Consider the following 20,497-nt stretch of genomic DNA (forward strand, 5'->3'; position numbering starts at 1 on the left):
GGCGTGAGGCGCAACGTTTTCACCATTGCGCCAGGCGCGCCATTTCTCGAGACCTTTGTCGACGCTTTTCTCGCCGGCGAGATCGTCCCGTCTTTGTCGCGAGACACGCCGCCGCTCGAACTGGCGCGCGCGACAATCTATGTGCCGACGCAGCGCGCCGGGCGCGCGCTTGCTGCGCAGTTCGCCAGGGCTTTCGACAAGGGCGCGATCTTTTTGCCCCGCATCCAGCCGCTCGGCGGATTGGACGAGCATGAGACATCCGCGGTTTTCGGGGAATTCGGAGGCGATTTCGACGACGCCGCGCGGCCGCAGATCCAGGAACTGGAGCGGCGTCTGCTGTTGGCGCAACTCGTGGCCAAATGGTCGGAGGCGATCACAAGCGCCATTGTTTCCGCCGATGACGACGGTCAGTTCGTTTACGACGAAAGCGAGCCTTTCCTCGTCGCCGCGTCTCCTGCCGGCGCCTATGCGCTCGCCGCCGATCTAGGCGCGCTGATCGACGAATTCATTATCGAGGGCGTCGACGCCGACGCCATTGGGCGCGCCATCGACGACAGCGCGTTCGACCAATATTGGTCGATAACGACCGCCTTTCTGCGCATCGCGCTGGAGCAATGGCCGGAGATCCTGGGAGAAATCGGCCTCGTCGACGCCTCCATGCGCCAGAAGCGGCTCATCGAGGCGCAGATTGCCCGCTTGTCGAGCGCAACGGATCATGCGCCAGTCATCGCAATCGGCTCGACAGGCGCGCAGCCGACGACCGCTCGGCTTCTCGCCGCAATCGCCGCGCTGGAGAACGGCGCCGTCGTGCTGCCGGGTCTCGATCTGGAGATGGACGCCGCAGCGTGGTCGCAAGTCGGGGAGGGGAGCGGCGAGCCCGCTTTCACGCATCCGCAGGCCATGCTCAAGCGGCTGCTCGCCGTCATGAAGCTCGAGCGAGCCGATATAGGCGAGCTCGCCGTCGCGCCGGAAAGGACGGCGCAACGACGCAGGCTCGTTTCGCAGGCGATGCTGCCCGCCGACGCGACATCCGCCTGGCGCGATTTCGGCGTCGCCAATCGGGAGATGTTTCAGGACGCGCTCGAGGGCGTCGCCCTTCTGGAAGCTCCGGACGAGCAGATGGAGGCGCTCGCGCTCGCGCTGTTCCTGCGCGAGGCGCTGGAAACGCCGGAGCGCACGGCGGCGCTCGTCACGCCCGATCGCAATATTGCGCGGCGCGTGGCCGCGGAACTGCGCCGCTTCAACATTGACATCGATGACTCGGGCGGCGCCTCGCTCGCGTCGACGCCGGCCGGCGCGCTCGCCCGACACGTCGCCGCGATTGGCGCGAACGGGCTCGACGCCGTCGCTATCGCCGCGTTGCTCGCGCATCCTCTCGCATTGTTCGGGCGAACGCGCGAGGAGATCGACGCGCTGGCGCCCCTGCTCGAAATCGGTGTTTTGCGCGCCGTCTCGCCACGAGACAGGAGCTACGCCGCCGCTGTCGCAAGAGCGCGCGAGAATGCGGCCGGCGCCCATGCTTACCCTGCCGCACGGCGCATTGAACCCGTGCAATGGGGCCGCATCGAATCCCTGCTTCAGGACATGGAGACAGCCTTCGCGTCGTTTCGCGGGCTGGAGGGCGCCGATGATTTGCAAAGCTTCGCGCTGGCGCATCGCGCCGCTTTCGACGCAGCGACGCAAGGCGCCGGAGAACGCGACGGCGAAGAGCCGCTTGCGCTTTTCGACCTGTTCGACAGGCTCGCGCGCGCCAGCGCGCCTTCGGGCTTCAATGCTTCATCATATGCGGCGCTTTTCGATCGCGTCGCCTTCGAGACGACATTGCGCGGCCCGCGACGCGCGCATCCGCGCCTGAAGATTCTCGGTCCGCTCGAAGCGCGTCTCATCGAGGCGGATCTGATGCTGCTTGCGGGTCTCGATGAAGGCGTGTGGCCGCCGCAAACGGAGACGGGAGCCTTTCTCAATCGCTCGATGCGCGCGCAATTGAAGCTTTCGCCGCCCGAGCGGCGCATCGGCCAGAGCGCGCACGACGTCGTCATGGCGCTCGGCGCGAAGAGCGTCGTCATCGCCCGCGCGGCGAAGCGTGACGGATCTCCGACCGTAGCGTCGCGCTTTCTCACGCGTCTCGAAGCGCTCGCCGGCGACGCGATGGAAGCCTGCCGCGCGCGCGGCCGGGCCATGCTCGACATCGCCATGGCGCTCGACCGGCCGCGGGCGTCGGAGTTCGTCGTGCTGCCTCGCCCGGCGCCTTGTCCGTCGATCGATTTGCGGCCGAAGCGACTGAGCGTCACGCGCATCGAGGTGCTGCGCCGCGACCCTTATGCGATCTTCGCCGAACAAATTCTGAGACTCAGACCGCTGGAACCGCTCGGCGCCGAGATCGGCGCCCGGGAGCTCGGCACCGCCATTCACGCCGCGCTGGAGGAATTTGTCCGAGGCCACCCGAGCGGCCCCCTGCCGCATGACTCGCGCGACGAGCTTCTCGCCATTGCGCGGCAAGGGCTTTCCGAGTTTTTCGCGGATCCGGCTTTCGAGACTTTTTCCTGGCCGCGCCTTGTCGCGGGTCTCGACCATGCGCTGGATTTTGAACATCAAAGGCGCGCGGAACGCGCCGTGATATATATGGAGAAATCCGCGTCGTGGCGGCTCACGCTCGCGGACGGCTCCATCTTCACTTTGACGGCCAAGGCGGACCGCATCGAGATCGGGCTCGATAAAGAAGCGCACGTCTTCGACTACAAGACCGGCAAGCCGCCGACGATGAAGCAGGTGCAGGCGGGTTTTGCGCCGCAGCTCACGCTCGAGGCGGCGATGGTGGAGGCGGGCGCCTTCGATGAGATCGGCGCGCATCGCGTCGCCGGCGCGGCCTATGTGGGGCTGAAGGACGGCGGCAAGACGCAGCCGTTGAAATTCGACGCGAGGTTCGGGGAGGTCGTCGCGAAGCATCGTGAAGAACTTGTCAAAATGCTTTCACAGTTTCGAGAGCCGCGGACGACCTATCCGTCTCGGCCCTTCGTCGCGCTCGTCGCGCATGAGGGCGATTACGATCACCTCGCGCGCGTGAAGGAATGGTCGCGCGGCGGCGGAGACGGCGCATGAGCGACCGCGGCTACGTCTCGACCACGATCCGCGCGCAACGATGCGCGTCCAATCCGCATGTCTCGGCCTGGGTCTCGGCGCATGCAGGCTCCGGCAAGACCTATGTGTTGACGCAGCGCGTTCTCCGGCTGCTGCTCGAAGGCGTGCGCCCTTCGCAGATCCTGTGCCTGACTTTCACCAAGGCGGCCGCCGCCAACATGTCAGCGCGCGTCTTCGACAGGCTCGCGCAATGGGCCTTGCTCGACGACAACGCCCTGACGGAGGAAATTGAGGGAACGGGCGCGGGAGCGCCGACCCGAGCCGATCTCGATTTCGCGCGGCGCCTCTTCGCCCGCGCCGTCGAGACGCCCGGCGGCCTCAAAATCCAGACCATCCACGCCTTCTGCGAGAAGCTGCTGCATATCTTCCCCTTCGAGGCCAATGCGCCGGCGGGGTTCCAGGTCGTGGACGACGTGTCGCGCGCCGAATTGTTGCAGGCCGCGAAAGCGCGCGCAATCTTTGAAGCGCAGCGCACGCCTGGGCCGTTGCATGACGCCTTGCAACTCATTGCGCGCGAGACGACAGAGAGGGGCTTCGACGGCCTCTGTGATGAACTGCTCACCCAACGCGACGCGCTCGCGCAGGCTTTCGAACGTGACGACTATGCGCGTCGCCTGCGCCTGCGACTTGGGCTAGGGGCCGAAGAAGAGCTTGCAGACGTCGAGGCGGAAATTGCATCCGACATAGACGGGTGGCGGGACCTCGCACGCATATTGCGCCAGGGCTCGGCGAACGACCAAAAGCTCGCAAGGGCTCTGGACGAAGCGATCGCGCTCGCCCCCGATGCGGCTTGCGTCGACCGCTACATTTCCGTGTTCTACACGAATGACGGAAAGCCGCGCGGCGCCGGCAAGCAAAAGATCGTCACGGCGGGGCTGGAAAAGCTTTCGCCCGGCGTCGTCGAACGGATGGAAGCGGAGCGCGACCGTCTTGCGACGCTGATCGACAAGCGCAAGGCGGCGGCGGCCGTCGAGCGCTCTCTCGCGCTGGCCCTGCTCGGCGACGCTATCGTCGCCGAATATGAGCGCGCGAAGCGTTATCGCAATCTGCTCGATTACGACGACTTGATCGACTGCGCGCGCCGTCTCCTTTACCGCTCGAATCCGTCCTGGGTGCTCTACAAGCTCGATGCGCAGATCGATCATATCCTGCTCGACGAAGCGCAGGACACAAGCGCGCGACAATGGGACATTCTCACAGCCATCGCCAAGGAATTCTGCGTGGGCGCCGGCGCGCGGCGCGCGCTCCGAAGTTTTTTCGCGGTGGGCGACGACAAGCAGTCGATCTTTTCCTTTCAGGGCGCCGCGCCTGAAAAATTCGACTCCATGCGGCGCGTTTTCGAACGCGCCTTCCGCACGGTGGAGCAGCGTTTCGAATATGTGCGCCTCGTCGAGTCCTTCCGCTCAGCGCCGGAAATTCTGTCGGCGGTGGATGACGTGTTCAATTTCGGCGAAAACGGCGTCGGCCTCACTTGCGACCCGGATCCCGACAAGCCGCCGCTCATGCACGAAGCGGCCAAGAAGCATGTCGCGGCGCTCGTTGAAATCTGGAACCCGATAGGCCCGCTCGAAAAGCAGGCGCCGGAGGACTGGCGGCTGCCGCCTGATCTTGTCACGGCCGACGATCCACCGGAGCGACTGGCGCGAAAGATCGCCGCAAAGATCAAAGCTCTCCTCGCGCCGGGTAGCGGCGAATGCGTCCACGACAAGGACGGCCTTCGTCTTGTCGAGCCGCGCGACATCCTCATTGTCGTGCGAAAGCGCGGCGTCTTTTTCGAGGCGCTGATTCGGGCTTTGAAGACGGCGAATGTCCCGGTTGCGGGCGCGGATCGGCTCGATCTCACAAACCACATCGCCGTGAACGACCTCGTCGCGCTCGGGCGCGCCGCTCTGCTCGTCGAAGACGACCTGACCCTCGCGACGGCGCTGAAGTCGCCGCTGCTCGGCTTCGATGACGACGATCTGATTCGTCTGGCGCCGCCCCGCCACGGCTCGCTTTACGACGCGCTTGCACAAAGCGGCGAGGCGAAGGATCGCGCAGCCGCCGCGCGCATCGAATCCTGGCGCGGGGATGCGGCGTCAATGGCGCCCTTCGAGTTCTACAGCGGCGTGCTCGGCCCCGGCGGGGGACGCCGCCGGCTCGTCGCGCGGCTGGGACCGGAGGCCAATGACGCGATCGACGAGTTTCTGCGCCTCGCCTTGTCCTTCGAGCGCGAGCAGTCGCCCTCGCTCGTCGCCTTCCTGTCGATGATCGAGACGCTCGATCTCTCGATCAAGCGCGATATGGAAGCGGCGGGAGAGGCGGTTCGCGTCATGACCGCGCACGCCGCGAAGGGGCTTGAGGCGAAGATCGTGTTCCTCCCCGACACTTGCGGCGCGCCCGCGGGAAAGCACGACCCCAGGCTCTTCACGCTCGGCGCCGAGGACGGCCTGTCGCTCGTCTGGGCGCGGGGGAAAGACCATGATCCGATCGCAGTGTTCCATGCGCGCGAAGCCAGCCGCGACGCGGAGCGCGCCGAGCATCGCCGTCTGCTTTACGTGGCGATGACGCGGGCGGAGGAGCGGCTCTATATCGCCGGCTATCACGGCGAAAAGGGCCCGGCGGCAGGTTGCTGGCATGATATGATCGTGCAGGCGCTGGAGCCCGGTTGCGTGAAGCTTCCCGATCCCGACGGTCCGGGTGGATATATTCTCCGGCGCGGAAACGCGCCTCTCCGGCATGATCTTGCGCGCGCCGCCGCCGGGAGCGCCGAAACCCCGATCCCCGCCTTCGCCATGACGCCCGCGCCGCCGGAGACCGCGCCCGCGCCGCCCGTGCGGCCGTCGAGCGCGCTCGCCGGCGCCGACGCGTTCGCGGCCATGGGCGGGAGCGCGCCGACGCGGCGAGACGCCGAGCGCGCGCTGATCGGCCGCCTGACGCATGCGCTGCTGCAGCACCTTCCGGGCTGCGCGCCGGAGCGCCGGTTGGATGCGGCGCGGCGTTTCCTCGAGCTGCGCGGGCCGGGTCTTGCAGACGAGGCGCGTCGGAGGATCGTCGACAGCGCGCTCGCCATCGTCGACGATCCCAAGCTTAGCCGTCTTTTCGGCCCGCAATCCGCCGCCGAGGTGGATATTGTCGCGACTCTCGATAATGGGCTTGCCGTTTCCGGGCGGATCGACCGTCTTGCTGAGACCGAAGATGAAGTCCTGATCGCGGACTTCAAGACCGGCCGGCCGGTCGCCGTCGCCGGGCCCGGTCAACTGCGCCAACTGGCCCTTTATCGCGCCGCGCTGGCGCCGCTCTATCCCCGCAAGCGCATCCGCTGCGTCATCATATGGACACAGAACGCGTCCGTGGTCGAAGCGGAGGACGTGGCGCTGGGAGAGGCGCTCGCGGCGGCCCTCGCAAGCGCCTCTAGCGCCGTTCCCGGCCGCATGGAAGCGCGCGGGAGAAATGCATAAGAGAAGCAACGCCAAATGATCCCGTCGGACCTACTTCGCCGGCTGAGGCCCGATCATCTGCTCGGTCAGATATCGCTTCTCATCCTCGGCTCGATCGTCGTCTATCAAATCCTTATTGTCGTGATGCTGCATGTGATGGAGGCGGAGGGCCGCAGGCACTATGTTTCCGAGGCGGATTTTTTGACGGGCGTGCTTTTGGCGCTCGATTCCGTTCCCGCCTCCGAGCGCGGCGCTCTCATTCAGAAGATTCATTTCGCCGCGCCTTACGCGAATATCGTCATAAGGGACGACCAGCCCGTTGCGATGCAGATGGACGAGCCCATCTTCGCCGCCGAGATCCGCCGCGTCAACGCCCATCTGGCCGGGGCCACAAAAGCTTTCGCGACGACGCCGCTGCATAACAAGCATGACACGCTGGCGCTGGCGCTCGAGAAAGGCGGTTACGCCGTCGTTTCCATCGCTCAACATCGCAAGCCGTCGCGATTGCTGTGGCGCTGGCTCTCGGAGCCGGAGCCCCGTTACCCCTTCTTAATGACGCGCTGGGGGCGCGCGGGTTTCCTGTTTTTCATCAGCGCCTCGATCATTTTGATCTTTCTGTCGAACTATATCATCGCCCCCCTGGACGAGCTTTCAAAGCGGGCGGAATCCTTTCCGAGCCGGGACGGCCTCAAGACGCCGTTGATCGAGCGAGGACCGCGTGAAATCCGGGATCTGGCGCGCGCCTTGAGAGGCATGAAGGCCCGCATTCTCGACATGATCGCCGAGCGGACGCATATTCTCGCGGCGGTCAGTCACGATTTGAAGACCATCATCACCCGGATGAGCCTGCGGACGGAATTCATCGCGGACGAAGACCTGCGTCGCAAGATGCAGAAGGACATCCATCTCATGGACGCCATGCTGCGTAAAAATCTCGAATATCTGCGCACGCAGGACAAGCGCAGCGACCATTCCATGATCGATCTTGGCAGCGTGATCCAGACGGTGACGGACGAGTTCAACGATCTCGGTTATAAGGTGCGCTACGCTTGCGACAAGACCCTCATGATGCGGGGATCGCTGTCGGAGATGCATCGCGTCTTCACCAATCTCGTCGAGAACGCCGTCAATCACGCCAATCGGGTTGAGATCGACGTGGCGGAGCGTCCGGACGGCTTCTTCGAGATCGACGTCGCCGATGACGGCCCCGGCATTCCCGACGCCGTTAAACAGACCATGTTCGAGCCATTCGTGCGCGGGCAGTCCGGCCGCACCGTCGGCGAGAAGAGCGGCTTCGGCCTCGGCCTCTCCATCGTCCGTTCGCTCGTCGAGGGTCATGGCGGCGCGGTCGACATGCGCGACCGCGCGCCCAATGGGCTGATCGTGCGGGTGACCCTGCCGCGGGCCAAGGCGGCGGCCGAATGCGAGGCGGCGTAAAGCGGGGCCGGGCGCGGCTTCCTCGTTGAAACCGGCTCGCACACGCGCTACACATGGCGGAGCGCGGGCGTAGTTCAGTGGTAGAACGACAGCTTCCCAAGCTGTATGTCGAGGGTTCGATTCCCTTCGCCCGCTCCAAATTCACGAGCATTGACAATCGTTTATCGCCCTACCGCTGATCTACACGTTCCCCGCGTTCCCCATCGCGTTCCCCATCAATCGTTCGACTGACGTTCCGCGCGGTGCGCGGCCCTCAGTTTGGCGACTTTCCGGGACTTCCCGATCGTGCCCCGCACATAGCGGGCGGTTGTCGCCGCCTGCGCATGCGCGGCTTGCGATCGAATGTCATCGAGAGCGGCGCCGGCGTCGTCGGCTTCCGAAATGCCGCCGGCCCGCGCATCCATGTTCCAGACGCCTTGAGGGACGCCCGCCGCGTCGGCGATGACTCGCCACTCTCGGGCGTAGGCGTGCTCGGCGTAGGGGCGGCCGGCTTCTTCGTCCACGATGAGCGGCCCGACGCGCCGATCGGCCGGGATCATGCCGACGACCTTCATGACGAGAGGGCAGAGCTTTAGATCATGCGCCGCGATCGCTCCCGTCTTCGTCGTCTCCTTGTAGATTTCGAAGTCGTTGGAGAGCGCGTCCGACCATGTCAGGCCGTTCACCCAGCGCCGGCCGCGAAGCACGATTCCTGATCGTTCCTGGCCTTCTTCGATCGGCTCCCATTCGCCGATCACGTCGCGCTGGCGCAAAGTCGTCTCGAATTGCAGCGCGGTCCCAAGAGCCAGAGAGAACCGCCCTTGCGCGATCGCCGCCGAAATGAACGCCTCGACATGCTGCAGCGTGAGCCGCGTCCGTCGCTGCGCCGGCTGCTCGAATGAGGTTTCGCGCAAGATCGCGGCCAGGCGCGCGCATTCCGCCAATTCCGCCGCGACGCCATAGGACACGAGCCGGCGGACCATGCCGATAAGCCCGTGGGCCTTGCGGACGCGTTGGGCGCCGCCGGGCGTCTTGGGCTTCCTCGCCGCGTCATACCATCGGCGAAAGTCCTTGAGGCCCAGGCAGACCAGCGCGCGCTCGCCAAAGGCGTTTTCGAGCGTTTCCAGCACCTGGTCATAGGTGCGGCGCGTATTCCACTTCAATCGTTTGTAGGGGCTGGCCTCATCGGTCTGATACAGGCGCACGAGCGCGGCGACCGTCCCGTCGAAGGGGCGATGCGTGTCCTTTCGGCCAGCCGACCATTCGAGCATTTCGGCCTGCAATTTCATGCATGCCGACGAAATGAGGGAGTGCTGGGATTCGTCGCTCCAGTCGTAGTGCAGCGGGACGGTGCGCGGGCGATAGCCCGCCTTGCACAAGTCGGGGCGCGCCACCCAATACAGGCGGGCCGTCCCATCTTTGTTGCGCCTCCTTTTGAGGCCGGGAAAATCAGAGGGCATCGAGGTTTTCCTTTCCGTCAGGTTGTGACGGCTCGATGCTATGCAGACCGTAGCGGCGGCGCCAGTAGGCTTCGACGGCGGGCCAGAAGCGCCCGCCCATGATCGGATCGACGCGGGGCAGGCCGTCGCGCTCGAGGACGATGGCTTTCGCCGCCCATTCGGCCGGCGTCTGCGAGAGGCGGCGCGCGATCTCGGCTTCCGAGGGAAAGAGGCCCTGCGAACGAACGGCGCCCTGTGCGCGGCTCTTTGGCGTTGGAGGAGCCTTGTCGCTCATCATGCCGCAACGCCTCCGTTCATCGTGCCCGCGCCGAGCTGCGTCCAGTTGGCCGGCATGTGATAGATGTCCCCGCCGGGGATTGGCGCTTCGTTTTCGAGCCGCCGCACGTCGTTGGGAGAGTAAACTCCCACCTCTCGCGCGAGGCGATAGGCTTCGAAGCGGGTCTTCATGTCGCCGCGCAACAGCTCCGAGAAATCGTGCCGCAGGAAGTATTTGCGGCGGCCGGCGTCTGTCAGAAGGCAGCGTGCGAAGGCGCTTTCGAAACGCGCGGCGAGAGGCGCGAGACAGTTTCGGACGAGCGCAAGCGCTTCCTGCTCGGTGTTGGAATAGGTCGAACGGTCTACAATGCCGACACTCGTCGGAGGGCAATCGAAAATGCGCGCAATATCCTCCGCGGAATATTTCCGCGAGTCGAGCAATTGCGCTTCGTCGGCGTTGATGCGGACCGATTCGAACTTTCCACCATTCGTGAAGACAGCCGGCCCAGCGAAACGGTTCGCGCCGCCATGTTTTGACATCCAGTGGTTGCGAATTTCGTCGGGCTGATCTTTCGAGGTGGAATTCGGATAGGTGATATAGCCGTCTGGCGTTGAGCCATTGGCGAAATATGACCTCGCGAATTCATCGGCTGCAATAGCCAAGCCAACAGCGCCATGAACGATTTGGAGTGGCGACAATCCGTAGATGCCGTTGCGGCTCGGACCCCTGACGTGGAGCATCTCTTCTTGTAGAAGAGTCCAAACCTTTCCGCTGAAATCCGTCGCCTGATACCTTAGGCGGCCATCCGCAAGTCGCTCGATCGCCACCATTGTCGGCGCAAACGGGTGGAGCGCAGTTACCTGGCCGCGATTGTCTCGCTCAATCCGAGCATAGGCGTTACCGAGCAAATCGTGCGACCGGATCAAAAATTCTCGCAGTTCGTAGGCGCTTTGATAATCGTTTGGGCGCGTATTCAACACGTCGTAAAGCGGATGATCTTCGGCGCGCATGGCGTTCGAAGGACCAAGATTGCGATGAACGCACAAAGGGACACTGGCCAACCCCTGCGCCCGGCGAGCAATGCAAGCGGTTGCTACTCCGAGAGCTGCAATAACGGCATCCGGAGAAGCGCCGCCGTGGCCACGCCCGTCAAAAAACGCCCCGAGATAAGCGTCGCGCGTCGCAACTCGCTTCTCGACCTTCAAGAATTGCGCCAGCCGTCCCCAAAAATTCATTTCAGCCTCGCAAAATTTCGAGGTAGCGGCGCGCGAGATGGCGCGTCAGGGGGGCGCGCTGGCGCGCGCGGGGCTCGACGATCGTCCCGTCATAAGCGGGCCACGCCGAGACCACGGAAATTTCATGCAGCGTCACGGCCCGCAGCTCGCGGTGGTTCCCGGTCCAGGCGTCGCCGCCGGCGTCGACGTTGAAGCCGAAAGACATGCCGCCCAGGTCGCCTCGCTCGGCGAGCGCCAGCATGTCACGCGCGGCCTGCGTATCGGGAAGATCAATCGCGAAAGCGAGGCCGCGCGTATCCTCGGAAAGCCGCAGCGTGCCGCTTTTCGTGCGCCCGAGGACGCGCTGTGGATCGTGATCGGCGAGCGCGAGAACGTCGCGCCCGCTGGAGAGAGAGGCGGCGAAAGCGCCCGGCCGGATCGTCTCGACGAAATCGGCGATGCGCGTCTCGGTTCCGAAGGTCGCCGCATAGCCCTCCAGGCGGCGCGGATTGCTCCGCGCGGCCCGGATTTCGAGCGGAAGGGCGCGCCGCTCCATTCTCATGCGACGGCGTCCACGATGGCCGAGAAGCTCTCGACGTGGCGCGAGGCAATATCGGCGTCGAGAAAGGCGTGAACGAGAACGCCGCCCTTGCTGGCGACGTCCTGGTGATAGGGGTTCACCAGAACGTCGACGGCGCTCCAATAGGCGATGAACAGGTCCGACCAGGCTCCATAAATGATCGCGCTCAAATTCGTGCCCGTCCCTTTGGTGAGATTGCTCGGAACCTGGTTCGAGAAGGCGAAGGGCTCGTTCATGAAAAACTGAGGAAGCCCGTAATATTCGCCCTGCGAGTCCTTGGCCTTGTTGGCGACCTTCTTCACTTTCGCATTTGTGAGAAAAGAGCGTGGGGCGTTGACGTTTGCGATTTCAGGAAGCGCGATGAGGTCGGCCATGTGATCGGGCGTCGGGGCCGCGCCGTCGGTTCCGAGCGCCACGGTCTGCAAGCCGGCGGTCGCGAGAATACCGGTGGGCTCATTCGCCCCGTCGCCCTTGATCGCCGCCGCGTCCAGGCCGGCCGCGAGCACCCACGAAAGATCGTTGCGAACGATGCCCTCAATTGTCGGGTCGGACTGCAACATCAGCCGGCGGCTGAATTGCGTCTCGGCGGCGATGGTCTTCGGCGCCAGGCTCACTTTTTCGAAGGTCTGATCGGTGCGGGACGCCACCCCATCTTCAGCAACCCAGGAGGCCGTCGCCGAGCCCGTGAGGCACGGAACGTCGACGTTTCCGACAAGCCCGCCGAGCACGGTCGCGCCGAGCTGCTCGACTATCAGCGCCGGCCGCAGGCGATCGATGAAAGCTTCCGACATGAGATCGGTTCCCTTCAACGCGCCGGCGCTCCCGCCCGTGGTCATGGCGCGGGTTTCAGCTGCGCGGCGCTCGCCGAGCAACACCTGGACGGGGATCATGATGCCGCGCGTCTCGCGACCTTTGGACAGCTCGGCGTGCATCTCGCCCTCGAGGCCGTCCAGCCGGCCGGCGAGCGAGCTGCGAAGGGCGCGGGCTACCGAATATCCGCGCAAGTCGCGAGCGCCGGGGCCGCCCGTCACAGGATCGGCGTCGGCGACGCGCTCATAGGCTTCCACCTTGCGAGCGCGGGCGATCCTGTCGTCAAGCGCCTTCACTTCGCTGTCAAGCGTCTCGAAACGCGCGCGTTCTTCGTCGCCGAGCGTTCCGGCCATATCCTTCGCGACGAGCGTGCTCATCTCGTCGACGAGCGCGCTGCGCTTTTCCATCAGGTCAGGCAGTCGGGGCATTTGAATTCCTTCCATCGTTGGGACGGGCGCGCCTCACGGCGGGCCACCACCCACGCAAGCGGGCGATTTCTGAATTGGGTGCGGACTTGGCGGATTGAGGCACACTTCAGCTGCGCTTCTCGGGGCTGCCATCCGCCTTTTCGCTGTTGGGCCGCCCGCGTGGCCCTCACACCATGCCCCGAAATTCGTTCAGCCTGCCGTCTCCGGCCGGAAGAGCGCGTCGACGCGCCCGACCAGTTCGGCAATGTGGATTGCGGCAAGGCGTGTCGCCGGTTTGCAGCCGGAAGACGAACCGGAAGTGTCCGTTTCGTCACTCACGATCTCGCCTTCGCCAATGTCGTCGTGAAAAGGAGCGCTTGCGGAGAGTTGCGCCAGCGTGATCTTTTCGACAGAGCTTCCGAGAAATCTCCCCTCGCCAGAAAAGCTATTCTCGACCCACCAGGGCGCGAGTTCGCCGCGAGCTTCCTTCGCAAGCCACCGCTCGGCGATCGCGACGGCGACGATGGGAGCGCGCCCAATGTCGACAAGCGCCGCGATGAATGCGATTTCCATGGCGTTCTCGCGCGTGAACACGCGAGGCACTCCGGGGCCAGCATCGCTAAGATGCGTGGTCAGGAGCTTGCGGCGAATTAAATTGTTGATGAAATCGTAGGTGCTTCCAACAGCGCCTGCGATTTCCATTAAGGTCGGGGCCATACCGTCTTCCCTCTGCTATTTACAGAATACTGACCGGCTGCCCATAATCTGTCAATATCAGATTTTGGAGTCGGGCGGAAAAATTCGCCCGCGCGCATGAATTGACGCCAGACGCGCAGCCTACGCCCGCAACAGGGCTAAGAGGCCAGCCCGCCTCTCACGCGCCGTCGCGGCGCGTAGCTTCGTCGAGTGTGGCAAAGGGCGAGAGCCGTCGCGGCAAGAGCTTCTCCGCAACCTCTTTGTCCAGCGTGTCGCCTGCGACGCCCTCGACATATTCTGCAAGCGCGTAAGTCAGTCGATTAATTTTCGACGTCAATTTGCGAGATTCCATTCTCATCTCTTCGGATATTGTTGCTTTAGAGGCGGGGTCAGTAATGGCGCCGAGCTCTTCCGTAAAATCATAGATCAGGCTGAGTTGAAGAAGAGCGCCCATGGGGCTTGTCGGACGAAGAAACGTCGCCCACTCCATTAAGCCTTCCCGGAATTCACCTGAAACGTTCACTAATTTACTGAGACCAAAATCATAAGAAGGAGCGTCGAGCACGGCGCGCTCGGCGGCCTCATAGACTTCTGACATTCTGTAAATCTCGTATGCTATTTTCGCGACCGGGCATTCGCTCTCGCCGCTCTGCGTAGCGCCCGTCGCCCGGCTGGGCGAATGCTTGCGTGGCGCGCGATTCGCTTTCATGTGAGTTTCCTTTCTCTGAGAGCGCGGGCTGTTCACTTCAATAAAACCCGGCGCCGTGGCCTTCGGCGTCGAATTGCTCTTCCGGCTCTTCGTCCTCGAAATCCGTGTCGCCATCGATCGCGTCGAGAAGCGCAATAAGGCCTTCGATCGCGCCCTCGATTCGCTCGCGCATCCCGCGCGGAATCTCGACAAAGTGACGGGGCCGCTCATTTATCCGCATCCTCTTTCGCGGCAACTCGAGCTGGCGGCAGCGCGGAGAGATAGGCGTCGAGCGATGACGTGAAAATCACGACTTTCGTGCCAAGCCTGCGCGCATCGAGCTCGCCGAGCTTAATCAGCTCGAAAAGCTTTGTGCGGCCGATCTGCGCATAGGCCATTGCCTGTTTGATGGTAAGAACGGCTGGGCGGATGCTGACGCCAGCCTCGGGCGTCGCGAAGTCGATGCGGTCAGGCGCGGTCATAGGCGCTCCTCTGCGACTGATTGCGCAGCGCGCGGCGTGTCGGTGAATTCAGTGCGAGCGGCGGCGTCTTCTGGGGTGATAAGCGCCGGAGCCGGGAGGATGAGCTTGTGGGTCGCCAGCGCGGCCACAGGGGCGGCAATCAGCGTGCGAAGAAAACCTCTACGGGCCGGCTGTTCGGTAAGCAGTATCTTATTGGCGATCGACATGGCGAGCCTCCCTTCAGCCGGCGAGCGCCTGGCGTTCGAAGACAGCGATGGCGTCGCGGATCGAATCTCCGATCGTCGCGCCGACGAGAGAGTCGTTGATGACGTCATCCTGGTCGAGAAAATCAGCGATGTATCGCAATAGCCGCGTGGCTCCGGCGCGCGTGGTCGGCCTGGTCGAGAACAGTTCGGCTTCAGCATCGCAAATGCGCTCGTATGCTTCGTCCGACGAAACGTCCGACCCTTGCTCATAAGCGGCGTGGGCGCGGTCGACCTCTGCGAGAGCTTGTATAATCGGATCGTCTTCGCCGGGCGCTCGAGCGACGGCTTGCGAAAGCGCGCCGAAGACGGCGCTCGCCGGGCCCGCGGCGAGGAAGAGACGGCGGGAAGGCGTGGGTTGCGAAGTCATGGTTGGTCCTTTCAGGCAAGCCGATGGCGTTCGCCGGGAAGGGGTTTCCCGGCGGCGGCAATCGTGGTAGAAATTTATTCATGCGATAGATTCGTTACCATGTCATCGCGTGATGATCAATTCTTTTTCATGGATGGTCGAAAAATGCTCACTGGGGCGCAGATGCGAGCGGCGCGGGCCTTGATCCGATGGACAGTCGAGGATCTTGCCAAAACCGCCAATGTCGGCGTCATGACCGTGCGTCGCGCTGAGGCAAATGATGGGGCGCCGTCCATGATGGCTAACAACCTCGCGGCAATCCGCGCTGCCCTCGAATCGGCCGGCGTCGAATTCATCCCCGAGAATGGCGGTGGGCCGGGCGTGCGGCTAAAGAAAAAGTCTATTGATAGCCCAAGCTGAGGAGGGAAACCGATATGTTTGGACAGAACCCCGATGGTGAAATCGGACCAGATATCCCTCTTCGGCTCGCGGATGCTGTCAGGGTCGCGTTTCCTATGGGCGGCATGACCGTTTCCGGCCTGAGACGTGAGGCGGCAAGAGGCCGGCTCGTCATCATGAGGATTGCAGGAAAGGATTGGGTTACTTTGGACGCCATCAGAGAAATGATGGATAAATGCCGTGTGGAGGCAGGAGCCCCCATTTGCGGCGCCGCGGGGATTGGAAAGGCCTTGAGGCCTCCGTCTGGATCATCCAGTCTGGAAGACGCCAAATTAGCGGCTCAGGCAACCGCGAAAAGGATAATAGAAGAGGCGAAGGCAGAACGCGCCCACCAACGCGCGCGCGCGGAGAACGGCGGCGGGCCAGAGGTGAGGTTGAAAAAGCCAAGTGTTTGATTGTTTCCCGCGTCGCCCTTATCTTCTGACCATGAGCACGATCGCCTTTGACACGCTGAAATTCGTCGAAAAGCTTGAGTCTGGCGGCTTCACGCACGCCCAGGCGAAAGCTGCGGCTGAAGCCTTTGCGGAAGCGACCAGTCAGGAATTGGCCGTAAAGGGCGATCTGCGGGAAGCCGAGCTGAGGCTTTTCGCCAAGATCGATACCGAAATCGCTGGCGTAAAGGGCGAGCTCGCCCTGCTGAAATGGATGCTCGGCTTCGCCCTCGCGCTCCTGACCGCCATCGCGCTGAAACTCTTCCTGCATTGACAAGCGCGGCGCCAGATTTCCCGCGCGTTGTCGATCCGCTTTCCGGAGAGGACGGTGGCGGCTTCGTTGAGATGTTCCGATCTCCCCGGTTGCATGTCGGACGGCGAGATCCCCGAGGAAGCCGTGACGAATGTGCGTGACGCGATTCTCACGTGGATAGAAGCGGCGATGGACCTTGGCCACCCCGTTCCGCCGCCGTCGCGCGTCCGCTTTCCGGCATGATTGGCCGGCGCGATCACGGTTGCCACGTGAAACCGTGAAAGCAGGGACAAAGGTCTCGCGCTGCAACCTTTATCCGTCTCGACGCGATCGGGGTGCTTTCCCACCTTCCCTTGCGCCGGGCGCGAACGCTTCAAGCATTCAACATGGTTCGATTGTGATAACATATGTCTCACAGAAAAAAATTGTTTTGAAAATATCGCGGAATTTTTCTGTGACTTAGGCTACCGGTCGCGCCCTGCCGGTCCTCGTCTTCGATGGGGGTATGCCTCTCGTTGCGTTTCACAATCACGCCGATGCTCTATGCGCTGCATGGGCCGCAACAGGCTGAGAGGGATGAGAGGGCGGCCATTCGCTCGGCCGCGTGCAGCCCATCCTCGCCCTGCCGCATGTCTTGCGCTCGTGTTCGTGCCAGCTCTGGAGCTGAGGCGAGTCGGGAGCGAGCCACCACGTCCCATCTGCTCGCCTTTGCGCCTTCGAGCCGCTTGCGCTCGGCGAGGGCGCGCTGACCGCTGCCGACGATCGACGCGGCTTGAAGGACCAATGGCGCTCGGCGATGAAGACAGCGGCGCAGACCCTACCAGGGCGCGGTTGGAATGCCTGAGCGCCTTTGACGCACAGCTCCCTGTCCGCGTCGCTTAGCCGATTGAATGCTCGACGCGCTGCGTCGACGCTTTCCGACTGCCCGTCCTGCCACGGCCACGCCGCCTTGAAGCGCTCCCACGCGTCGGGGTGCACGGCTATGCTCGCCGCTGCTCCTTCATCGCAAAGCCCTTCGCCCCCCTCCCGCGTCGCGTTTTGGGGGTTGGGGGAGACAGTCTTTAGTTCAGACTCAGTAATAGGTCTAAGTTCAGTATTTATTATACGGCCGGGTTTTCCGACCGTCGGTTTTTCCGACCGTCGGGAAACCCGTTCGTCAGTCGCGCTGCCGAGAGACGGGTTTTCAGGCTGTCGGTTTTCCGCCTCCGGTTCTTCGATAATGACCCACCTTTTGCCGGCGAGCTGGCCCGACTCGGCGACGGCGACGGCTTCCAGCCGCGCATAGCCGAAGCCGCTCAGCTCCCGAAAGATCGCCTGTAACTTGTCGCGGCCGATCTTGAAGCGGGCCATTAATTGATCGCGATGAATGGCCCAATCGTCAGGCCGGGAGAGCAGATAGACGAGCACGCCCAAAGCGTCCGCCGAGAGCCGCTCGTCATTCATCAGCGCGTTGCTGACAACCGTATATTGGGCGCGCCTGGCAGGCCGATAGATCGTCTGCGTCATGCGCGCCCCCATTGCCCTATGGCGGCGCCCGTTTCGACTGGCTTTGGCACGGCAGCGGCCCGCCGGCGCGCCTTGTGGCGGATGACAATCTTATTGGCGTCACGCCCACCATCCTCGCGATAGCAGGCCGCGCGCTCGATGAGCCCGATCTTCGCGAGATGGTCGAGATGGTCCTTCACCACGTCGACGCTCATCTCGCAGGCCGCGCCGATCGCGGCGGCGCTCGCCTGAAGCTCGCCGCTCTTGTCGGCAAGGTGCGCCAGCATCATCAGCACGGCCTTGCGGCCCGAGCCGCCGGCCTTCTGCTTTCTCGCCCAACGGGCGGCGGCCGCGCTCATGTCCGCCCCTGGTGGCATTGCGCTCGAACAAAGTAAAACGCGTTGCGCGCGAGTTTGATCGGGGAGGGCGGATCATAATGCCCGCTTGGAATTTTGCCGACCTTCCGGTTTTCTGGCCAATCCTGCGCCTTGAAGCCCATGCCTGTTTCCTCTATCGAATAGAGGAACGCGGGTTTTGTGAATCAGCGACCTGGGCGAGCTTCCCAAGCTGTATGTCGAGGGTTCGATTCCCTTCGCCCGCTCCAAAGCGCCTTGTTATTTCCTGCCTGGGCTCTGGATTCCCGCTTTAGCGGGAATGACAATGTGTGGCCTCCCGGTTAGAAGTCGCCGACAAGGCGGACAGGACCGCCGCCATTCGCCAGGGAATCACGCCTTGACCGCCGCCACCCACGCTCCCGCCGCGCCGCTGAGCGCTGTCCGTTCGGGCCCGCTCTTGGGCCGCGTGCGGCCGCCGGGCGACAAATCCGTCTCGCATCGCTCCATGATCTTCGGCCTGCTGGCCGTGGGCGAGACGAACATCGAAGGCCTGCTGGAGGGCGAGGACGTTCTGCGCACCGCTCAGGCCGCGCGTCAGCTCGGGGCCAAGGTCGTACGCCATGCGCCGGGCTCCTGGAGCGTTTGGGGCGCGGGGCTGGGTTCGCTGCTGCAGCCCACCGAGACGCTCGATTTCGGCAATGCCGGCACCGGCTCGCGGCTGATGATGGGCGTCGTCGCCGGCCACCCCATCGTCGCGCGCTTCGACGGCGACGCCTCTCTGCGCAAGCGGCCCATGCGGCGCATCCTCGATCCGCTGGCGCTCCAGGGCGCGCAGGTGCTGGAGCAGGCCGAGGGCGGCGGTCTGCCGCTCGTGCTGCAGGGTTCTGCCGAGCCGCTGCCGGTGGAATACAAGACGCCCGTCGCTTCGGCTCAGATCAAGTCCGCCGTGCTGCTCTGCGGCCTCAACTCGCCCGGACGCACCGTCGTTATCGAGGCCGAGGCCTCGCGCGATCACACCGAGAAGATGCTGGCGCATTTCGGCGCCAAGGTCTCGACCGAGCCTTATGGCGCGCACGGCCGCAAGATCACGCTGGAGGGCCGGCCCGAACTCGTCGCCCGCCCCGTGCGCGTGCCGGCCGATCCGTCCTCGGCGGCTTTCCCGCTCGTCGCCGCGCTCATCGCGCCGGGCTCCGACATTGTGGTCGAAGGCGTAATGACCAATCCGCTTCGCAGCGGCCTTCTCATGACGCTTCAGGAGATGGGAGCCGACGTCGCGCTCGACAATAAGCGGGAAGAGGGCGGCGAGGAAGTCGCCGACATGCGCGCGCGCTTTTCTGCGCTTACCGGCGTCGACGTGCCCGCGGAGCGCGCGCCGTCCATGATCGACGAATATCCGATCCTCGCCGTGGCGGCGGCTTTCGCCAAAGGCGAGACGCGCATGCGGGGGCTGTCGGAGTTGCGGGTGAAGGAATCGGATCGCCTGGCGGCGATCGCGGCGGGCCTGAAGGCCAATAGCGTCGATTGCGAGATCGTCGGCGACGATCTGATCGTCCGGGGCGGGGCGGTCGCCGGCGGCGGGATGGTCGAGACGCATCTCGACCATCGAATTGCGATGAGCTTCCTGGTGATGGGTCTTGCAGCCAAAAACCAGGTGACGGTCGACGACGAGACGATGATTGCGACAAGCTTCCCGTCCTTCCGCCCGCTGATGGAAAGCCTCGGGGCGCGCTTCTCGTGAGCTTCGTCATCGCCATTGACGGGCCGGCGGCGTCCGGCAAGGGCACGCTGGCGCGCAGGCTCGCGGAGCATTACGGCCTGCCGCATTTGGATACGGGCCTGCTTTATCGGGCGACGGCCTGCGCCCTGCTCGACGAAGGCTTGCCGCTGGACGACGTCGACGCCGCCGTCGAGGCCGCGCGCGGCCTGTCGCTGGTCGATTTCGACGAGGCGCGGCTGCGCGCCCGCGAGATGGGCGAGGCGGCCTCGGTCGTCGCCGCAATGCCGCCGGTGCGCGCCGCGCTCATCGACATGCAGCGCGCCTTCGCCGCGCGTCCCGAGGGCGCCGTGCTCGACGGCCGCGATATCGGCACGGTGATCTGCCCGAACGCGACCGTGAAGATCTTCGTCACGGCGACGCCCGAAACCCGCGCGCAACGGCGCGCGCTGGAATTGGCGTCGCGCGGCGAGCCGGTCGACTACGCCGCGATCCTCGAAGACGTGAAGAAGCGCGACGCCCGCGACAGCGGACGCAGCGCGGCGCCGCTTAAGGCCGCCGCCGACGCCGTGATGCTGGACACGAGCGAATTGGACCGCGATGAGGCTTTCGCGGCGGCGCTGGCGATCGTGGAAAGGAAGCGGGCTGTCGCCCGAAGGTAAA

General features: G+C 64.2%; 22 protein-coding genes and 1 tRNA gene. 10 read left to right on the forward strand and 13 right to left on the reverse strand.

The features are described 5' to 3' along the window. The first annotated feature begins 3 nt into the window (after positions 1-3). From addB to ACNHKD_RS08360, 4 genes are all read left to right on the forward strand, one after another. Positions 4-3,099, forward strand: a complete 3,096-nt coding sequence (gene addB, locus ACNHKD_RS08345; protein ID WP_442756594.1) for a double-strand break repair protein AddB — start codon at positions 4-6, stop codon at positions 3,097-3,099. Next, entirely contained in the window at positions 3,096-6,578 is a 3,483-nt protein-coding gene (gene addA / locus ACNHKD_RS08350) for a double-strand break repair helicase AddA (protein ID WP_442756595.1), read from the forward strand. The genes addB and addA overlap by 4 nt, the downstream gene beginning before the upstream one ends. Positions 6,579-6,593: 15 nt before the next feature. Further along, positions 6,594-7,994 carry an ATP-binding protein gene (locus ACNHKD_RS08355; protein WP_442756596.1) on the forward strand — a complete coding sequence of 467 codons (1,401 nt, stop codon included), beginning with the start codon at positions 6,594-6,596 and terminating at the stop codon, positions 7,992-7,994. Positions 7,995-8,057: 63 nt separating this feature from the next. Beyond that, positions 8,058-8,132, forward strand: a tRNA-Gly gene (locus tag ACNHKD_RS08360). A 77-nt stretch (positions 8,133-8,209) separates the two neighbouring features. On the opposite strand, the gene ACNHKD_RS08365 is transcribed toward ACNHKD_RS08360, so the two are convergent. The 11 genes from ACNHKD_RS08365 to ACNHKD_RS08415 all read right to left on the reverse strand — a co-directional run bounded on the left by ACNHKD_RS08365 (position 8,210) and on the right by ACNHKD_RS08415 (position 15,178). Continuing rightward, positions 8,210-9,433 (reverse strand): integrase, encoded by a 1,224-nt coding sequence (locus ACNHKD_RS08365; RefSeq protein ID WP_442756597.1) that lies wholly within the window; start codon positions 9,431-9,433, stop codon positions 8,210-8,212. After that, entirely contained in the window at positions 9,423-9,710 is a 288-nt protein-coding gene (locus ACNHKD_RS08370; RefSeq protein WP_442756598.1) for a hypothetical protein, read from the reverse strand. Before ACNHKD_RS08370 ends, ACNHKD_RS08365 begins: the two co-directional genes overlap by 11 nt. Next, positions 9,707-10,924: a phage portal protein gene (locus ACNHKD_RS08375; RefSeq protein WP_442756599.1), complete on the reverse strand. Its 1,218-nt coding sequence runs from the start codon at positions 10,922-10,924 to the stop codon at positions 9,707-9,709. Before ACNHKD_RS08375 ends, ACNHKD_RS08370 begins: the two co-directional genes overlap by 4 nt. Position 10,925: 1 nt before the next feature. Further along, on the reverse strand, positions 10,926-11,465 hold the full coding sequence (locus ACNHKD_RS08380) for an HK97 family phage prohead protease (protein WP_442756600.1): 540 nt from the start codon (positions 11,463-11,465) through the stop codon (positions 10,926-10,928). Beyond that, the gene (locus ACNHKD_RS08385) at positions 11,462-12,721 is read right to left on the reverse strand and encodes a phage major capsid protein (protein WP_442756601.1); all 1,260 of its coding nucleotides are present in this window, start codon (positions 12,719-12,721) and stop codon (positions 11,462-11,464) included. The genes ACNHKD_RS08380 and ACNHKD_RS08385 overlap by 4 nt, the downstream gene beginning before the upstream one ends. Positions 12,722-12,910: 189 nt before the next feature. Next, on the reverse strand, positions 12,911-13,273 hold the full coding sequence (locus tag ACNHKD_RS08390) for a hypothetical protein (RefSeq protein WP_442756602.1): 363 nt from the start codon (positions 13,271-13,273) through the stop codon (positions 12,911-12,913). A 301-nt stretch (positions 13,274-13,574) separates the two neighbouring features. Beyond that, positions 13,575-14,105, reverse strand: coding sequence for a hypothetical protein (locus ACNHKD_RS08395; protein ID WP_442756603.1), 531 nt, complete (start codon positions 14,103-14,105; stop codon positions 13,575-13,577). Positions 14,106-14,142: 37 nt separating this feature from the next. Then, on the reverse strand, positions 14,143-14,277 hold the full coding sequence (locus tag ACNHKD_RS08400) for a hypothetical protein (RefSeq protein ID WP_442756604.1): 135 nt from the start codon (positions 14,275-14,277) through the stop codon (positions 14,143-14,145). A gap of 34 nt (positions 14,278-14,311) precedes the next feature. Continuing rightward, complete coding sequence (locus ACNHKD_RS08405; RefSeq protein ID WP_442756605.1) at positions 14,312-14,566, reverse strand: helix-turn-helix domain-containing protein; 255 nt, start codon at positions 14,564-14,566, stop codon at positions 14,312-14,314. Beyond that, entirely contained in the window at positions 14,563-14,772 is a 210-nt protein-coding gene (locus tag ACNHKD_RS08410; protein ID WP_442756606.1) for a hypothetical protein, read from the reverse strand. The genes ACNHKD_RS08405 and ACNHKD_RS08410 overlap by 4 nt, the downstream gene beginning before the upstream one ends. A 13-nt stretch (positions 14,773-14,785) precedes the next feature. Then, positions 14,786-15,178: a hypothetical protein gene (locus ACNHKD_RS08415; protein WP_442756607.1), complete on the reverse strand. Its 393-nt coding sequence runs from the start codon at positions 15,176-15,178 to the stop codon at positions 14,786-14,788. 99 nt (positions 15,179-15,277) lie between these two features. Here ACNHKD_RS08415 and ACNHKD_RS08420 point away from each other — a divergent pair, with 99 nt between their 5' ends. The 4 genes from ACNHKD_RS08420 to ACNHKD_RS08435 all read left to right on the forward strand — a co-directional run bounded on the left by ACNHKD_RS08420 (position 15,278) and on the right by ACNHKD_RS08435 (position 16,543). Continuing rightward, on the forward strand, positions 15,278-15,577 hold the full coding sequence (locus ACNHKD_RS08420) for a transcriptional regulator (protein ID WP_442756608.1): 300 nt from the start codon (positions 15,278-15,280) through the stop codon (positions 15,575-15,577). A 14-nt stretch (positions 15,578-15,591) separates the two neighbouring features. Further along, positions 15,592-16,011, forward strand: coding sequence for an excisionase (locus tag ACNHKD_RS08425; protein WP_442756609.1), 420 nt, complete (start codon positions 15,592-15,594; stop codon positions 16,009-16,011). 31 nt (positions 16,012-16,042) lie between these two features. Next, positions 16,043-16,321: a DUF1640 domain-containing protein gene (locus ACNHKD_RS08430; RefSeq protein ID WP_442756610.1), complete on the forward strand. Its 279-nt coding sequence runs from the start codon at positions 16,043-16,045 to the stop codon at positions 16,319-16,321. Positions 16,322-16,414: 93 nt separating this feature from the next. Next, entirely contained in the window at positions 16,415-16,543 is a 129-nt protein-coding gene (locus ACNHKD_RS08435; protein ID WP_442756871.1) for a type II toxin-antitoxin system HicB family antitoxin, read from the forward strand. A gap of 285 nt (positions 16,544-16,828) precedes the next feature. On the opposite strand, the gene ACNHKD_RS08440 is transcribed toward ACNHKD_RS08435, so the two are convergent. Together ACNHKD_RS08440 and ACNHKD_RS08445 are read right to left on the reverse strand one after the other, a co-directional pair. Continuing rightward, positions 16,829-17,806: a hypothetical protein gene (locus tag ACNHKD_RS08440; RefSeq protein WP_442756611.1), complete on the reverse strand. Its 978-nt coding sequence runs from the start codon at positions 17,804-17,806 to the stop codon at positions 16,829-16,831. After that, positions 17,803-18,144, reverse strand: a complete 342-nt coding sequence (locus ACNHKD_RS08445) for a hypothetical protein (RefSeq protein WP_442756612.1) — start codon at positions 18,142-18,144, stop codon at positions 17,803-17,805. Before ACNHKD_RS08445 ends, ACNHKD_RS08440 begins: the two co-directional genes overlap by 4 nt. Before the next feature lie 373 nt (positions 18,145-18,517). Between ACNHKD_RS08445 and aroA the strand changes: the two genes are divergently transcribed. Together aroA and cmk are read left to right on the forward strand one after the other, a co-directional pair. Then, positions 18,518-19,858 (forward strand): 3-phosphoshikimate 1-carboxyvinyltransferase, encoded by a 1,341-nt coding sequence (aroA, locus tag ACNHKD_RS08450; protein ID WP_442756613.1) that lies wholly within the window; start codon positions 18,518-18,520, stop codon positions 19,856-19,858. Next, positions 19,855-20,496, forward strand: a complete 642-nt coding sequence (gene cmk / locus ACNHKD_RS08455; protein WP_442756614.1) for a (d)CMP kinase — start codon at positions 19,855-19,857, stop codon at positions 20,494-20,496. Before aroA ends, cmk begins: the two co-directional genes overlap by 4 nt. Position 20,497 lies beyond the last annotated feature (1 nt).

The organism is Methylocystis sp. JAN1 (assembly GCF_052186135.1).
Taxonomy (GTDB): Bacteria; Pseudomonadota; Alphaproteobacteria; order Rhizobiales; family Beijerinckiaceae; genus Methylocystis.

What these genes read in the sequence shown, in the direction of transcription:
- addA (WP_442756595.1), top strand. Translation starts at nt 3,096, where the DNA reads ATGAGCGACCGCGGCTACGTCTCGACCACGATCCGCGCGCAACGATGC.
- ACNHKD_RS08355 (WP_442756596.1), top strand. Translation starts at nt 6,594, where the DNA reads ATGATCCCGTCGGACCTACTTCGCCGGCTGAGGCCCGATCATCTGCTC.
- ACNHKD_RS08365 (WP_442756597.1), bottom strand. Translation starts at nt 9,433, where the DNA reads ATGCCCTCTGATTTTCCCGGCCTCAAAAGGAGGCGCAACAAAGATGGG.
- ACNHKD_RS08370 (WP_442756598.1), bottom strand. Translation starts at nt 9,710, where the DNA reads ATGATGAGCGACAAGGCTCCTCCAACGCCAAAGAGCCGCGCACAGGGC.
- ACNHKD_RS08375 (WP_442756599.1), bottom strand. Translation starts at nt 10,924, where the DNA reads ATGAATTTTTGGGGACGGCTGGCGCAATTCTTGAAGGTCGAGAAGCGA.
- ACNHKD_RS08380 (WP_442756600.1), bottom strand. Translation starts at nt 11,465, where the DNA reads ATGAGAATGGAGCGGCGCGCCCTTCCGCTCGAAATCCGGGCCGCGCGG.
- ACNHKD_RS08385 (WP_442756601.1), bottom strand. Translation starts at nt 12,721, where the DNA reads ATGCCCCGACTGCCTGACCTGATGGAAAAGCGCAGCGCGCTCGTCGAC.
- ACNHKD_RS08390 (WP_442756602.1), bottom strand. Translation starts at nt 13,273, where the DNA reads ATGGAAATCGCATTCATCGCGGCGCTTGTCGACATTGGGCGCGCTCCC.
- ACNHKD_RS08395 (WP_442756603.1), bottom strand. Translation starts at nt 14,105, where the DNA reads ATGAAAGCGAATCGCGCGCCACGCAAGCATTCGCCCAGCCGGGCGACG.
- ACNHKD_RS08400 (WP_442756604.1), bottom strand. Translation starts at nt 14,277, where the DNA reads ATGCGCGAGCGAATCGAGGGCGCGATCGAAGGCCTTATTGCGCTTCTC.
- ACNHKD_RS08405 (WP_442756605.1), bottom strand. Translation starts at nt 14,566, where the DNA reads ATGACCGCGCCTGACCGCATCGACTTCGCGACGCCCGAGGCTGGCGTC.
- ACNHKD_RS08410 (WP_442756606.1), bottom strand. Translation starts at nt 14,772, where the DNA reads ATGTCGATCGCCAATAAGATACTGCTTACCGAACAGCCGGCCCGTAGA.
- ACNHKD_RS08415 (WP_442756607.1), bottom strand. Translation starts at nt 15,178, where the DNA reads ATGACTTCGCAACCCACGCCTTCCCGCCGTCTCTTCCTCGCCGCGGGC.
- ACNHKD_RS08420 (WP_442756608.1), top strand. Translation starts at nt 15,278, where the DNA reads ATGTCATCGCGTGATGATCAATTCTTTTTCATGGATGGTCGAAAAATG.
- ACNHKD_RS08425 (WP_442756609.1), top strand. Translation starts at nt 15,592, where the DNA reads ATGTTTGGACAGAACCCCGATGGTGAAATCGGACCAGATATCCCTCTT.
- ACNHKD_RS08430 (WP_442756610.1), top strand. Translation starts at nt 16,043, where the DNA reads ATGAGCACGATCGCCTTTGACACGCTGAAATTCGTCGAAAAGCTTGAG.
- ACNHKD_RS08435 (WP_442756871.1), top strand. Translation starts at nt 16,415, where the DNA reads ATGTCGGACGGCGAGATCCCCGAGGAAGCCGTGACGAATGTGCGTGAC.
- ACNHKD_RS08440 (WP_442756611.1), bottom strand. Translation starts at nt 17,806, where the DNA reads ATGACGCAGACGATCTATCGGCCTGCCAGGCGCGCCCAATATACGGTT.
- ACNHKD_RS08445 (WP_442756612.1), bottom strand. Translation starts at nt 18,144, where the DNA reads ATGAGCGCGGCCGCCGCCCGTTGGGCGAGAAAGCAGAAGGCCGGCGGC.